Annotated in this window: 11 protein-coding genes (1 of these 11 running past the window's edge); 6 read left to right on the plus strand and 5 right to left on the minus strand. The window is 33.7% G+C overall.

The features are described 5' to 3' along the window. Window positions 1-100 precede the first annotated feature (100 nt). The gene (locus tag BIY23_RS01045; protein WP_070064707.1) at window positions 101-1099 is read left to right on the plus strand and encodes a pyruvate dehydrogenase complex E1 component subunit beta; all 999 of its coding nucleotides are present in this window, start codon (window positions 101-103) and stop codon (window positions 1097-1099) included. A gap of 153 nt (window positions 1100-1252) precedes the next feature. Here the strand turns inward: BIY23_RS01045 and BIY23_RS01050 are convergent, their stop codons facing one another. The 5 genes from BIY23_RS01050 to BIY23_RS01070 form a co-directional block, all read right to left on the minus strand. Further along, window positions 1253-1483, minus strand: a complete 231-nt coding sequence (locus BIY23_RS01050) for a hypothetical protein (protein WP_070064708.1) — start codon at window positions 1481-1483, stop codon at window positions 1253-1255. Between the two features lie 14 nt (window positions 1484-1497). After that, the gene (locus BIY23_RS01055; protein ID WP_070064709.1) at window positions 1498-1959 is read right to left on the minus strand and encodes a hypothetical protein; all 462 of its coding nucleotides are present in this window, start codon (window positions 1957-1959) and stop codon (window positions 1498-1500) included. Between the two features lie 219 nt (window positions 1960-2178). Next, on the minus strand, window positions 2179-2784 hold the full coding sequence (locus BIY23_RS01060) for a Maf family nucleotide pyrophosphatase (RefSeq protein ID WP_070064710.1): 606 nt from the start codon (window positions 2782-2784) through the stop codon (window positions 2179-2181). After that, complete coding sequence (gene infA / locus BIY23_RS01065) at window positions 2766-3020, minus strand: translation initiation factor IF-1 (protein ID WP_070064711.1); 255 nt, start codon at window positions 3018-3020, stop codon at window positions 2766-2768. Before infA ends, BIY23_RS01060 begins: the two co-directional genes overlap by 19 nt. Before the next feature lie 68 nt (window positions 3021-3088). Beyond that, window positions 3089-4639, minus strand: a complete 1551-nt coding sequence (locus tag BIY23_RS01070) for a lysine--tRNA ligase (RefSeq protein WP_070064712.1) — start codon at window positions 4637-4639, stop codon at window positions 3089-3091. Between the two features lie 101 nt (window positions 4640-4740). Between BIY23_RS01070 and BIY23_RS01075 the strand changes: the two genes are divergently transcribed. The 5 genes from BIY23_RS01075 to BIY23_RS05715 form a co-directional block, all read left to right on the plus strand. After that, window positions 4741-5037 carry a type IV secretion system protein VirB3 gene (locus BIY23_RS01075; RefSeq protein ID WP_070064713.1) on the plus strand — a complete coding sequence of 99 codons (297 nt, stop codon included), beginning with the start codon at window positions 4741-4743 and terminating at the stop codon, window positions 5035-5037. 8 nt (window positions 5038-5045) lie between these two features. Further along, window positions 5046-7451 (plus strand): VirB4 family type IV secretion/conjugal transfer ATPase, encoded by a 2406-nt coding sequence (locus BIY23_RS01080; RefSeq protein ID WP_070064714.1) that lies wholly within the window; start codon window positions 5046-5048, stop codon window positions 7449-7451. Then, window positions 7444-10038, plus strand: a complete 2595-nt coding sequence (locus tag BIY23_RS01085) for a TrbL/VirB6 family protein (protein WP_070064715.1) — start codon at window positions 7444-7446, stop codon at window positions 10036-10038. Before BIY23_RS01080 ends, BIY23_RS01085 begins: the two co-directional genes overlap by 8 nt. Window position 10039: 1 nt before the next feature. After that, window positions 10040-12415, plus strand: a complete 2376-nt coding sequence (locus BIY23_RS01090; protein WP_070064716.1) for a TrbL/VirB6 family protein — start codon at window positions 10040-10042, stop codon at window positions 12413-12415. Window positions 12416-14232: 1817 nt separating this feature from the next. After that, window positions 14233-14946: the 5' portion of a TrbL/VirB6 family protein gene (locus tag BIY23_RS05715; protein ID WP_458772611.1), read on the plus strand. The gene runs 9 nt beyond the window's last position; the window shows 714 of its 723 coding nt (coding positions 1-714); it begins with the start codon at window positions 14233-14235; its stop codon lies off the right edge, out of view.

Consider the following 14946-nt stretch of genomic DNA (forward strand, 5'->3'; position numbering starts at 1 on the left):
TTGTGTAAAAAGTTTTGTATAGAATTTTAGGAGAAGAAGGTTGCTTAATTATATATTATAATATATAATTAAAATATTTTATCATAAAAAAAGATTTCTAATGGCAGTTTTGAGTGTACGTGAGGCTTTGTGCATAGCGATTAGAGAAGAAATGCAGAATGACTATAATGTTTTTCTTATTGGTGAAGAAGTTGCAGAATACGAAGGTGCTTACAAGGTTACTAAAGGATTGCTGAAGGAATTTGGAGAAAAAAGAGTTGTTGATACTCCAATTACTGAGCATGGGTTTGCTGGTCTTGCTGTTGGGGCTGCGTTTGCTGGGTTGAAACCGATAGTGGAATTTATGACATTTAATTTTTCTATGCAGGCTATTGATCAAATTATAAATTCAGCAGCAAAAACTAACTATATGTCAGGCGGCCAGCTCGGTTGTCCAATAGTGTTCCGTGGGCCTAATGGTGCTGCAGCTAGGGTTGCTGCACAGCATTCACAGTGTCTTGCATCTTGGTATGCTCATGTGCCTGGGTTAAAGGTAATAGCTCCTTATTTTGCTTCTGATTGTAGAGGGTTGTTAAAAGCTGCTATACGTGATCCCAATCCAGTAATTTTTCTTGAGAATGAGATAGCATATGGACATGAACATGAAGTAGATGATTATCAGTTATCAGATCAGGATTATTTATTAGAAATAGGTAAAGCTGCTGTTTTAAAAGAAGGAAAAGATGTCACTATTACTGCTTTTTCACTACAGGTTATGTATGCTTTAAATGCTGCAGAATTGCTTTCAAAAGAGAATATTGAAGCTGAAGTTATAGATTTAAGAACGCTGAGGCCGCTAGATATTGATACTCTTATGAATTCTGTAAAAAAAACTAATAGGTTAGTTAGTGTGGAGGAAGGGTGGCCATTTGCTGGAATAGGATCTGAACTTTCAGCAATGATTATGGAACACAGCTTTGATGATCTTGACGCTCCTGTCATGCGAGTTACAGGTAAAGATGTGCCTTTACCATATGCTGTAAATCTAGAACGGGAAGCATTACCACAAGTAGAGGATATAGTGGAAGCTGTACGTCAAGTGTGCTTTAGTGTAAGATAGTGCAATAGATCTTTGATTATATGCTTTATAAATCAATGTACTTTTTTAAAGAACTGCTATAGCTTGTCCCTTCTTAAAGAAAATCACCTCTGTGAACAGATACCTTTTTATTTCACTCTTTCAGGTTAGAGAAGTATATTTCAGTTTCCCCTCTCACGTTACTTCTGATTGCATCAATGTAGAAGGCGTCGACGTAGAAGTATAGTTACTTAACTCAAGGCTTATTAAGTCTTTGAACTCATTCTCTACCTCTTCATCAATCTCTATTATCTTAGCATCAATTGTAATATTACCACGAGTGTATTTTTCAAGCAATTCTTTAAATGATTCACTTATTATACGCTCGTTACTTATTGCATATTTACGTATTAATTCAATAACCATCTTGAAATCATTAGCTAGATTTTCACCATTAGGAGTGAGAGTCTGGCGCCTTTCAGTAACTTTATCAATAATACATTGATTTTGGCTACTAAAAGTAGTATTGATTTGCTTAAAGCATCTATTGCCATATGTAGATCTACCTGATTAAATGTACATAATATTTCCAAAGCACACTCCTCCCATTCTGATAGAAAGATGCGTGCATCTTGACTATTAACTGCTAGTTTGTGTATAGCACAAATGCTTCTAACAAGCTCCTGAGCAGTAAATTCTTTAAGCTTTCTACGAACTGCAACAAGCCAAATTTCTATAAATTTCTTATTGTAGTGCTTGAATTGAGCTACTGCCCATATAATAGACCCATTGCGAAATGCCAGAAGAAGAAATAAGAATAAGATGAGTGCAAAAATAAGAAAAAGTATTAGACCTTTTGCGAAATTAATGCTCAGAAGATTTTCTGAGGTCCAAAAAACCATTAAGTTGGATAGCCTTTAAAACAAGAAAAATTTTATCAAAAAGACACATTTTTTACTCTTTTGCAATAATTTTCTGTTTAGCAAAAGATCTAATATTATTTACTATCTCTAATGCTTTAGGCATATCTCTGATTGCTGATATTCTCAATTTTGATCTTCTTATATGAATTTTGCAAGAGGTCTATCATTAACGTAAGTCCATGGCACGTATAACAAGATCTATTTATTGTCAATATTACTAAGCTTAAAATAATTATCAAGTAAACAATAAGTTTCATGTAATGGCAATCCTATTGCAGCAGAGTAGGAACCACGTAAGAATAGTACAAATATTCCTGCAAACCCTTGTATGTTACATCCACCTGCTTTATTTTCCCATTCTTTTGACATTAAATAATAGCTAATTTCTTCTTCTGTAAGACGCTTAAATTTTATTATTGAAACTACAGTTTTTAAATGTTGTTGAGATTGATTAGGAGCTAATAGGCAGATTGTAGTATATACTCTATGTCTTCTGCCCGATAATAGGCGAATGCATTTTTCTGCTATTTCAATATTTTCAGCTTTTGGTAATATTCTTCTGCCACATGCAATAACTGTGTCAGCACTGAGTACAAAGTAGTTAGGGTATAGTCTCTGTACTGTTTCAGCTTTATTTTTAGCCATACGTATTGAATAGTTTTTTGGCAGTTCCTTTTTTGAAGGGCTTTCATTAATATCTGCGGGCATGACGAGCCCTGGCTCACAATGCATTTGTTTAAGAAGAGATACACGCCTTTCTGATGATGAAGCAAGAAGAAGATTACTTAGCTGTTTACTACGCATTTTTTTAATCTTCTAATGATACGGCCTTTTCTAGCATTTCTATCATAAACACTCATTTCTACTAGTACTCTGTCTCCGATAATTATACGTATTTTGCTTCTTCTTACTTTACCTGAGACATGACAAATAATTTCATGTTCATTATCTAATTTAACTCGAAATTCCGTAGATGGTAATAACGCAGTTACTGTGCCTTCTACTTCAAATATTGTTTTTGATTTTTCATCTTTTATCATACTTTATATTATATAGGTTGTTATAGTCTAATCTTTGTGCAAGAAAATGTAAATAAAGTAAGGACATACTATACTATGTTCTCTATTAGAGATATTGTATTACTTATCCCATAAAGTTTAATGAAAGACCCCATCCTAGGACCAGTTTGCTGACCAAGTAACGTTTCATATAATAATTGAAACCAGTCTCGTAAATTACTATAGTTGTGTTTTTTCCCAATAGAAAATACTTCAGCTTGTATTTCTTCAGCACTAGCTGTTTGTGATAAGGATTGTAACACGCTTTTTAAATCAAGTAATGCATTTTCTTCCTTCGCAGTAGGAGTTCTGTATGATTTTGTCGGCTTAATGAAATCATGATAATATTTTACTGCAAAACCTGAAAGTTTATCTAGCACAATATTATTTGTTGGTGTGACATCTGGTGCATAGGTAGAAATAAACCCCCAAAGAATTTCTTTGTTTTCAGCATTACAAGTTGCTGCAAGATTCAAAAGCAGAGTAAAATTTATACCTGCAGTTTCTATGTATGGAACTTTTCCTTGATGAATATGCCACACAGGATTCTGTTCCTCCGGTTTTACCTCTCTCATTTGAAGATGTGCCTCAGCATTTTGTTTATGGTAGCTTTTCACTAATTCTAAATATTCATCTGTTGACTTTGGTATCACATCAAAATATAAACGTTTTGCCTTTTTTGGGCTTTGAAAAATGTATAACGCTAGACTTTCCATTGGAGCATATGTCAACCATTCTTTAATAGATATGCCATTCCCTTTGGATTTGGATATTTTCTTGCCTTCTTTATCTAAGAAAAATTCATAACAAAATAAAATTGGTGGTTTCTCTTCTAGAATTTCACATATCTTGCTTGAAAGCAGAGCTGATGGCGTAAGATCTTTCCCGTGCGCTTCGTAATTTACCTTAAACGCAGACCATCTCATTCCCCAATCTGGTTTCCATTGTAGTTTGCATCTCCCTTTGGTTACAGGAACTTCTACTGTATTACCGTGTGAGTCCTTGTAAGCGATTGTTCCCTTTTCTACGTTTATTGCAGTAATAGGAACTTGTAAAACCTGGGAGGTTTCTGGACATATGGGTAAAAAAGGACTGTAAGTTTGTTGCCTCTCTTCTCTAAATGATGGAAGCATTACTTCCATTACTTTATCATAATTTTTTAGTAAGAGCAGAAGCTTTTCATCATATATACCAGATTTATAACATTCTGTAGCACTTTTAAATTCATATTCAAATTCAAATAAATCAAGAAACTTGCAAAATAATGCATTCATATGATGCCCATAGCTTTCATCTGTTCCAAATGGGTCAGGTATCATGGTTAATGGTTTATTTAAATGTTCTTTCAGCATTTCTTGGTTTGGTACATTGTCTGGTATTTTGCGTAGACCATCCATGTCATCTGAGACTGCAATAATCTTAGTTTTTATTTCAGGGGCGATTTTTTTTAGAGCATTCACTACAATTGTAGTACGAAACACCTCTCCAAAAGTGCCAATATGTGGTAGGCCAGAAGGTCCATAACCAGTTTCAAATATTATTTCTTTCTTATCTGGAAATGTATGTAATATTTTTTCTGCTTCTTGAAAAGGCCAATTCATGTTTAAAAACTTAATTTACCATATATTACTAAAAATACTACTCCTTTCAACGAATTTTTAATATAATATATAGTATGATATAAAAATTTTTTATAAGTGATATGTCTACCGGTAGTATAAGAACAGATCAATTATTTAAAGGTCTAACTAGGCCGGCAATGCTTTTTGGTGTTAGCTACATGTTTGCAGTACTAAATGTTTTGATTTGTATGGTAATTTTTATTAATACCAATGATTTCAGAGTGCTTTTCGTGCTTTTACCTGGAATACATGTGTTGGGTTATATTGCCTCTGCAAAAGAACCATTATTTATTGAGTTGTTTATGGTAAGATCACAAAAGTGTTCAAAGTGCTTAAATCGTTTTTATCATGGAGCTAATTCTTATGACATTGCTTAAGTTTTGAAATGTTGAAATTAAGAACTATTAGATCACGAGTACAATCTGTGTTAAATAAGGAGGTTCATGCTGCTGAATTTTTACCTTATTCTTGCTATTGGAATAGTACGACCCTAATAACAAAGAAAAATTATCTAGTTAAAGTGATAAAATTGAATGGTTTTGCGTTTGAAACTGCAGATGATGAAGATCTTATCATACAGAATAATATTAGAAATCAGATGTTAAGAAGTATATCGTCCACAACGTTTAGTTTATACTTTCATACTATTAGACGTAAAAAAAATATTTTTTCCGATGAATTTGCAAAACAAGATTTGCCAAATTTTTTTGCTAATTATGTAAATGATAAATGGAAAGAAAAACATGCTACCAGGCAATCTTTTATTAATGATTTATATATTTCTGTTATTCGTAGAGTAGATACAAAAGGGGTAGAATTTTTATCATATATGCTGAAAAAGTTTGGGCGTGTAACGTCAAAACATGCCTGGGCAAATGACATGCGCGCTATATATGAGGATTTAGAAGAAACAACTAATCGTATAATCACAAGTTTAAGAAACTATTCACCTAGAATTCTTGGTATTAAAAGTACTGCTGGTGGGTTATTCTGTGAAATAACGGAATTTTTATCACGAATTGCAAATTGTGGCTTTGTGACTAATACTCTTTTTCCAGTAGGAAATGAGATATCACGGTATTTACCAGTACATAGGCTATTTTTTGGCCACAAAATGATACAAATTATTACTCATAATGAAAGTAAATACGCTGGAATAGTTAGCGTTAAAGAATATGGAAATAATACTTATGCGGGGATGCTTGATTCATTTTTACAACTTCCATATGAATTTATCATTACACAATCTTTTCAGTTTATAAACAGGCAGGCAGCAGTGACCAAAATGCAGATACAACAGAATAGAATGATACAGTCTTCTGATAAAGCGCTCTCACAAATAGCAGAAATCTCGCAAGCACTTGATGATGCAACTAGCGGCAAAGTAACATTTGGTCAGCATCATTTAACAGCTATGTGTATAGAAAGAAACCCTAAAACACTAGATAATGCTTTATCACTTGTGGAAGCTGAGCTCTCTAATTGTGGTATTTATCCTATACGAGAAAGGATTAATCTCGAGCCAGCATTTTGGGCGCAATTTCCTGGTAACTTTGATTATATTGTGAGAAAGGCAACAATAAGTAGTCTTAATTTGGCGGGATTTGCATCACAACATAATTATCCTATTGGAAATAAATTTAACAATCATTGGGGAGATGCTGTAACAGTTTTTGATACTACGTCTAGGACTCCATTTTTTTTTAATTTTCATGTAAGAGATGTTGGTCATACTATGATAATTGGCCCTACAGGTGCAGGAAAAACTGTTTTAATGAATTTTTTATGTGCTCAGGCTATGAAATTTTCTCCAAGGATATTCTTTTTTGATAAAGATCATGGTGCAGAAATTTTTCTGAGAGCATTAGGCTGCATTTATACTATGATAGAACCAAGAACTAAAACAAATTTCAACCCCTTGCAACTTGATGATACGTCTGATAATAGGACATTTTTAATGGAATGGATTAAATCTCTCATTTCTGTATATAACGATAAATTTACTTCTGAAGATATTGCACGCATTAACGATGCAATTGAAGGAAATTTTAAGTTAAAAAAAGAGGACAGAGTATTAAGTAATCTTGTTCCATTTTTAGGACTTGCAGGGCCAGATACATTAGCAGGTTCTATATCGATGTGGCATGGTAATGGTTCTCATGCTGCAATATTTGATAACAAGGAAGATTTATTGGATTTTTCACGAGCAAGAGGATTTGGTTTTGAGATGTCTCATTTACTTAAGGATCCTGTTGCACTTGGACCGACGCTGCTCTATTTGTTTCATAGAATTAATATGTCTCTGGACGGTACTCCATCTATGATAGTACTTGATGAAGCATGGGCATTAATAGACAATCCAGTTTTTGCTCCTAAGATAAAGGATTGGTTGAAGGTATTGAGAAAATCTAATGCTTTTGTAATTTTTGCTACTCAGAGTGTTGAAGATGCAAGTAAAAGTGCTATCAGTGATACACTTGTACAGCAAACGGCAACACAAATTTTTTTGCCAAATCTTAAGGCTACCAGTGTATATCGTGATGTTTTTATGTTGACTGAACGTGAGTATGTATTAATTAAACATACTGATCCGAGTACTAGATATTTTTTAGTTAAACAAGGTACTCATGCTGTGGTAGCTAAAATAGATTTAAAAGATTTAGATGATATAATTAATGTATTATCTGGACGTGCAGAAAGTGTAGTATTATTGCATGACATATTAAAAGAAGTAGGGGACACTCCAAAAGTTTGGTTGCCTTTATTTTATCAGAGGGTAAGAAATGTTTAAAACTAAGATATCCTTACTATTAATAGCAATATGTTTGTTGAATTTAGATTTTTTACTTTCATATCCTGCTCTTGCAGAACAAATTCATGATAAGCAAATTAATGATAGTAGTATAATTGTGAGCCATATTAATTCTCAAGGAGTTTTTAGTCGTGCTTCTAATCCTAATTGTAGTATATTTGAAACAACAGCAGTCATTGGTGGGGTGATTGCTTTGATATCTACAGTAGCTATTGGACTTGCAATAGTTTTGGTTAGCGTAGCCTCTAGTGTTACAACACTCTTTCTATCTAATATTGGGGCAGCAGTTGCTATTGCAGCAATGATCGCAGGAATATACTTACTATGGAAGAGTGTTGGTCCATGGGTTGTATGTACACACAGTTTTGTTGCACATCCTGTCGCACATGATAGTAAAGGTAATTTTCAGGATTTTGCATTAAATGATGCAAAATATAGTGAGTGTACGGACAAGAATTATGCAACAGAAGATGAATATTTTAAGTGTTTGGAAGATAAAAATAATCAAAATGGAGAGAGAAAAAATGGGCAAAACATAGCAAAAGAGATTTTAAGTACTACACAAGAGATTTTAAGTACTACACAAGATAGCGATGATCATTACAGGTGGCCAAAAAATAATGTTCGGTACAGTGAATATATAAGAGTGTGCCACAGAAATCCTCTATCATTTAGCCATCTGATACGAAGTAATCCAGGATTAGAAGACAAAAGTTTCAATCCTAGAGAAAAAGCGATTAATAATGCACGTAAAAATGATACATTGATACGTAATATAACAGAATCTCCTTGGAAATATGTTGATGGTGACTTGGACTGCAGAAGCATTAAAGCAGGACAAACTGCAGAAATACATGGTTCAGTCTTTAAAGCTGTGCACAAAGCAAGTAAGTTATGTGTAGTATTAGATAGCGTAAGACTTACAGGAAGTGTGTACCCACGAGGAGTAAATATAGGGTGCGTAAGTGCGTCACCTGCTCATATTGCTCCTATGTGTTCTGCGTCCAAAATAAAATTTAAGGACAAAGATGGTAACCAACGTATTTTTGGGCTTGATGAACATCAGGGTAATTATCAGGCTATGATTAAGCTTAAGGAAGAAGAAGGGCTAGTGTTTGATGGTTATGATAACGATGGATGTTTTAGTAGTTTGTCAAAAGCTTGTTACGATAGGTCAAAAAGTAATTCATTTGCTCCAGTGCCGATAACGTCTATGATAGTGGAATGTATACATGAAACATTAGGCGACCTAGTGAAAGGGGATCGTGTACGGCAACGTGACACTTTTTTGTCTATAGCTCAAAAAAGATTAAAGAATGCTGTAACAGCTGCTTTAGTTTTAGCATTAATGTTGTTTGCACTCAAAGTAATGTCTGGTGGAGTTCGTAGCCATCAAGAGATATATGTCTTAATACTTAAGTTTGCTCTAGTAGTGTATTTCACTACTGGTGATACTATGTCAGAGTATTATGGCTACCTAATGAGAATTTCAAATCATTTACAGGATGTAGTGCTGAGTGCATCATCCCAAAGTGATAATAATATATGTAATTATCCAGTAGAAAAATATGCTACAGAACATGCATATCTTGCTTCTTGGGATAAGCTTGATTGTAGAATACTTTTTTATTGGGGAGCACCTTTAAAAGGATCTATTGCAAAAGGAGGCACTCTTGCAGCATTTGCGTTACTTGGTTCTGCTTCTACATTGCTTATTGCTGGATCAGTTGTAGGCATACTGCTGGTAGGTGGGGGTATTTTAATTGCTATTGCTGCTATTTTTATGGCTTTATTACTAATGATGGTTATTTTGTGGATGTGCTATATATACATTCTATCTTTGATAGCATTAACTGTGGTAGTAATTATATCTCCGCTATTCATTCCGATGATCTTATTTCAAGTTACAAAAGGGTATTTTGATTCTTGGGTAAAAGAATTAATTACCTACAGTCTATATCCTGTTATTATGTTTTCATTCTTATCTTTTATGTTTGTAGCATGTGACAAGGTCTTTTTTAAAGATCTCAAGTTTGCTGCAAAGGAAGTAAAAGTAGAAGGTTCTGGCAGGACGCAAATATGGTTTGAATTAGCAAGAGAGGACGCGTGTAGTGCATATGGAAAGACCCAAGACAAGCATGGTACACAAGTGCGGGATGAAGATTATGTGGAAAAACCTCTTGCATGTCTATTACAAGAATTTGAATTTAAGACCCATACCCTATTGGGTTTAATCACTTTTATCATTCCTTATTTCGGGGAATTTAACACATATATTGCTAAAGAATTAATGAAATTAGGTTTGATATTATTCTTATTCTATCACTTCTTAAGCGCCCTTCCTGGTATGGCAGCTGAACTTGCGGGTAATTATAGAGCACAGTTAGGGCAAGGTGGTACCCCTGCTTCAATGGTGAATACAGCTATAAAATGGGGTAAAGCTGCTGCTTCTGGTGGTATGGAAGCAGCCAGTGCACTTGGCAGTGCAATGGGTAAGTCGCTTAATGATCAAACTCCTAATGCAGGTGGTAGTGAGACTATACGACAAAATAATACCCCTGAGTAATATGTTAAGATTTTGTTTAATAGTTATATTTTTGCCTTTTGTAAGCTATGCATCATGTATACAACCACTGGATATAAATATGCGTACAGAGTCAACTGTAATGCCTGCACAGCAAAAGTGGATATACTCTGGTATTACTGTGTTAAATACTGACTATATCACAGGCCTTGATGTATTGCATGATAAAGTAAATTTTTGTGCAGGACTCAATAAAGACTTTAATATAGTCCCAGGAGAGAAGGAATATACGTTACCATTTTCACTTTATGCTGGAGATAAGGTAAATTTTAGTATAATGGGGAGCAAGGTATGCATCAACCGAGACGGTACAAAAAGATATATTACCATTAATCAACAGTGTAATGAAATGGAGGAAGAACATTTTGCAAGGATTTTGAATAAGAGAAATTGTGAATATGGCGTATGTCCAAATAGATATATACCACAGGATAGCAATGTAAAATGGCTCAATGGCAGAGAATCTTGGAGCGGCAAGGCAAGCGAAGTGGTAGATATTGCGAAGGACTTTGTACAAATCATGGAACGTATTAAAAAGGATCCATCCTGTGATGCTCTGCCAGAGAGTGAAATTAAGAAAGTGGATACATATATTTTAAATTCTATATGCGGGAATATATGTAATAAAGAAAATTGTGTAACAACTGAATCTTTACATGAAGATGTGAATGCACATATTCAATCAATGGTTAATGAGAAACGATCTGAAGAAATTATGAAGTTAATTTTTGAAGATTTATTTGATGATACACATGTAAAGAAAGAAATAGGGAGTTATATTCCATATTTATTTATGGAAATGAAGAATGAAAATTTTCATAATGAGCCTATACACACTCATTATGATTATTCAATTAGTCGACCACACAATAAAGATGAAAATCTGACTTTTAGGCTAGGGGATGATGAGTCTCGTGAGGGTGGTGGTTATAACATCATGATGTCAGTTACAAGACAAGTGGATTTGAAAAAAACTTTATACGTACATGTCTCTACTGATGATAATATGCCAGAGCATACTCCTGGTTCTGACAGTGATAATGATATTAGTATAGATATTAGTAATACTGCAGATGTTACTGAAGTATTGAAAAGGTTAAACGAAAAAATAGGTATATTAGGTACAAGTAAAGCTAAAATATATTATGGGATCACAGACCATGGATGTGGCTATACACAGAATACTGGTGCATTTGATATGAATCTAACAATGCGAAAAAGCTCTAAAAAAATTGTTAGTACCATATATCAGTTTTTCCGAGATAAGATAACAGGCACATTTTCCATTACAGAAAGAGTTGGCGGGGAAATAAATAAAACAAGTCATGCAATGACCATTTATAATAGACTGATATCTAGAAGTAGTAAAAACAACATCAGATCTATAATAGTAGCATCACTGACACTATTTATAGTTTTATATACTTTATGCTACTTTTTTGGGTTATCTAATATCTCGGTATATGAATTTTTAATGATATGCGTTAGAATAGGTATTGTTACTCAATTATTACGAGCTGATAGTTGGAGCTTTTTTTCGCACTATGTATTTGCTTTTTTTGAAAAGATTCCTGAAGAGCTTATGCATACAGTACACTTATCTGATACGACGAGTGGTCCTGCTGAAAGTGTTTTCAGGAAATTTGATGAACCGTTTGATAGGTTTTTATCATGGAAAACATGGCAATTAATACTGACATTAGTATTTTCTGGTCCATTAGGTATTGTGGCGTTTTGTCTAATAATCTATGGAACTGTGAAAATTATTAAATCTCTATTTAATGCACTCTTCTCTTTTGCTACATATAGCGTGATAATTGCTCTGTTGGTTAGTTTAGCTCCTATTTTTATTACCTTTCTTCTGTTTAAGTACACAAGGCGGATGTTTATGTTATGGATAGGTGGTCTGGCAACGTTTGGAATACAGCCAGTGATATTGACAATTGCTATGTCTTTAGTCATTCAAGCTATGAATTATGTTATATATTCAATGTTTAATTTTCAGGCTTGTACTGGATGTATACTTGATATTAATATAGATCTACCGATAATCAATGTAAATCCATGTCTTCTGTATGGTTATGTTACTGATGTAAAACAACTTAATCTCGGCGCTGTGATGGCATTTATTATTTTAGCTGAGGCTCTTGATGCTATGGTTGACCTTTCCTCGACAATATCTCAGACATTATTCGGTAGAACGAGTATACCGGTACAAGCTGGAGCAGTGGGTGAACAATTCAAGCAAACTTTACTAGGAGTGGTTGGATTAGATGATCAGAATAGGATGATGCAATCTATTCAGAGGCCAGTTCAGAGGCCAGTTAGTAGTAATCAAGTACAAGGTCGCCAGAGATGAGGTACATAATAAAACTGTCAGTGTTTGTATTGTATTGCTTTGCAGCTGAAGCTGAATATGGAGCAAGTGACTGTGTGAATCCTGGATTACAGAACGAAATTAGTAGCGTAAATATAGAGATTCCAGTACGTAAGGATAATGATAATCTTAAAATGCACTGGGTTAATACACGTGAAACAGTCAGCAAGGGTAATGGTAAAGTAACATTCACTGTCGATGGTTTAATAGATTTTTGTCCTGAAGTTGAATCAAAAACATTAGTGCCTGCTTTATTTTGTGATGATGATTCAGAACCGGATTATAGTGAGGCAGAAAATATTGATAATGTAAGTGATGACTTTGGCCGTGACTTGGGTAAAGTATGTTCTGGAGGTAGTACAAAGAGTAGAAAGCGTTATGTTGATACTGGGATTAAAGTAAACGCTGGTGATAAATTAATCTTTAGCTTAGTACCGAGAACAAAAACAATAATATGTGACAATGCTAAAAATTTTGCAGATCAAATTACTTTGGATGAGATATATAGCAGTGACAATGGTGATGTGACTGATCCTGTTGCTATATGTAGAGGAAGTGATAAATTTTTCTGTCCAGGCCAGGAGACAAAAAGTGTAAAACAACCTCTATTTAATCTGCCAGGTAAATATGATGTCCTAATCGGTAATGGGTATACGCCATATGATAATAAAGTATATCGTAATGGTAATTTACCTGACCCATGGATGAAAAGTGCGTTATTAGATTTACGTCGTTGTCCTAGACAAAGATTAATGCAATCAGGAGAGTTGTTTCCTTTAGGCCAAGCCGTTAGGGATGAAATATTCACATCGTGTTCTGCAGATCAAGAGTGTATAAAACGCAAAGAAATAGAATACGCAGAAAAAGAAAAAAGGAAATATGGCTTGTATGAGCTGAACTGTACTGGAAATAAGATATGTTATAATGCAAGAGGAATTGGTACAGACTGTGTCTCTTCTATAAGGTATAAAAAGTATGATAGGAATAATAGATGTGATATGTATAGTTATTTGGAAGATAATATTGAAGATAATATTAAGGATGAAAAGGGTAATATATTACGCAAGATCAAGATATGGGGTAACGTAGAAAATAATAACGAAAACAATCAATGTAATATAGCTTCTGGCATTGAGGAAATAGATGACAATATATCCTGGGCTGAGTCTCTTGTCGCAAAAATAGTTAGTCCTAGTAAAGAAAGAGTTGGTGCTAATAACATTATTATAGATAGCTTTCCTTTGCCACAGTTGCTTGATGATTCTGAAGGTAGTCAATGTTTCCCGAATAAAAACAATGAAAGTGATAAAAAGTGTGCATTAATTAATAGTGATGATTTTAAGCAATCTTCTTTGCAACTTGATCACGAATACACTGTAAGCAATGTAAAGGATCATAGTTCTGTTATGTTGGCTATCGCAGGTATACAAGGTGATGATTATAATCTCTATAAAGGTGGATATCATGTTAAAACACGTAAATCGTGTAAGTTTGCTAGAGGAGAAAAATTATACCTTTATATAGGTAATAGACCACCGGAAGATATTGATCAAATTTTTCAAGGTGACGCAAATATGTTTTATCACCTAGATCCAAGTGTCGAACATGACTCTGAGATTGTATCGAAAAAACAAGAGGGATGTAATGTTGTATATACTATAAATAAAGAGAAGTTAAAAGATGATGAAACTAAAAAAATATATTTTGGTATTGATGTCCGAAATGCAATAAGCAATGAACTAGCAAAGAATAATAGTATATATAATAGGTATAATGTAAATCTCTCTGTAAAAAATCGCATGAATAACTGGGTTTCATCAACTGTAAATGGTGTATTAAATTACGTAAAAAAACATGTGATACAAAAATCAGATATTAAAGATGTATATAAAAAATATGCAAAAAGACTTTTAAACTCAGTAAGCGCTCTGCTTACTTTATATATTATATTTTCTGCTATGGGATATATATTAGGTACAATAGAATTAGGCATAAATGATTTTATTATCAGGAAAGTTAAAATAGCTTTTATAATTTTTGCGCTAAGTGAAAGAAGTTGGGAGTTTTTTGGAGAAAACTTATATACGATTTTCATCGATGCTACTAGTGACCTAATTGACAGCTTTTCTGGTTACAACAATCCAGAAAACACACAGAAATTTGCATTTTTGGATAAGAGTCTAGGTGTGCTTTTTTCAGTTGAAACTTGGTTGAAATTTTTTTCACTCGCTATTACTGGTCCTTTTGGCTTTATTGCATTTGTGTCTATACTATGGGCTACTGTTATTTTTTTAAAATGCATGATTATTGCTATAATGAGATATTTGATAGCTACAGTACTAGTAGGTTTATTACTTACATTAGGACCTCTATTTATAATACTTTTTCTGTTTCAAATAACTCGTGACTTATTTCATAGCTGGATAAGGATGATGGCTTCTGTTTCCATGCAGCCAGTCATTGCATTCACTTTTTTATCGCTTTTGAATGGGCTGCTCTATAATATTTTCTAT

This window comes from Wolbachia pipientis (assembly GCF_001752665.1).
GTDB classification, from domain to species: domain Bacteria; phylum Pseudomonadota; class Alphaproteobacteria; order Rickettsiales; family Anaplasmataceae; genus Wolbachia; species Wolbachia pipientis_A.

What these genes read in the sequence shown, in the direction of transcription:
- BIY23_RS01055 (WP_070064709.1), bottom strand. Translation starts at nt 1,959, where the DNA reads ATGGTTTTTTGGACCTCAGAAAATCTTCTGAGCATTAATTTCGCAAAA.
- BIY23_RS01060 (WP_070064710.1), bottom strand. Translation starts at nt 2,784, where the DNA reads ATGCGTAGTAAACAGCTAAGTAATCTTCTTCTTGCTTCATCATCAGAA.
- BIY23_RS01090 (WP_070064716.1), top strand. Translation starts at nt 10,040, where the DNA reads ATGTTAAGATTTTGTTTAATAGTTATATTTTTGCCTTTTGTAAGCTAT.
- BIY23_RS01085 (WP_070064715.1), top strand. Translation starts at nt 7,444, where the DNA reads ATGTTTAAAACTAAGATATCCTTACTATTAATAGCAATATGTTTGTTG.
- BIY23_RS01075 (WP_070064713.1), top strand. Translation starts at nt 4,741, where the DNA reads ATGTCTACCGGTAGTATAAGAACAGATCAATTATTTAAAGGTCTAACT.
- BIY23_RS01070 (WP_070064712.1), bottom strand. Translation starts at nt 4,639, where the DNA reads ATGAATTGGCCTTTTCAAGAAGCAGAAAAAATATTACATACATTTCCA.
- infA (WP_070064711.1), bottom strand. Translation starts at nt 3,020, where the DNA reads ATGATAAAAGATGAAAAATCAAAAACAATATTTGAAGTAGAAGGCACA.
- BIY23_RS01045 (WP_070064707.1), top strand. Translation starts at nt 101, where the DNA reads ATGGCAGTTTTGAGTGTACGTGAGGCTTTGTGCATAGCGATTAGAGAA.
- BIY23_RS01080 (WP_070064714.1), top strand. Translation starts at nt 5,046, where the DNA reads ATGTTGAAATTAAGAACTATTAGATCACGAGTACAATCTGTGTTAAAT.
- BIY23_RS01050 (WP_070064708.1), bottom strand. Translation starts at nt 1,483, where the DNA reads ATGGTTATTGAATTAATACGTAAATATGCAATAAGTAACGAGCGTATA.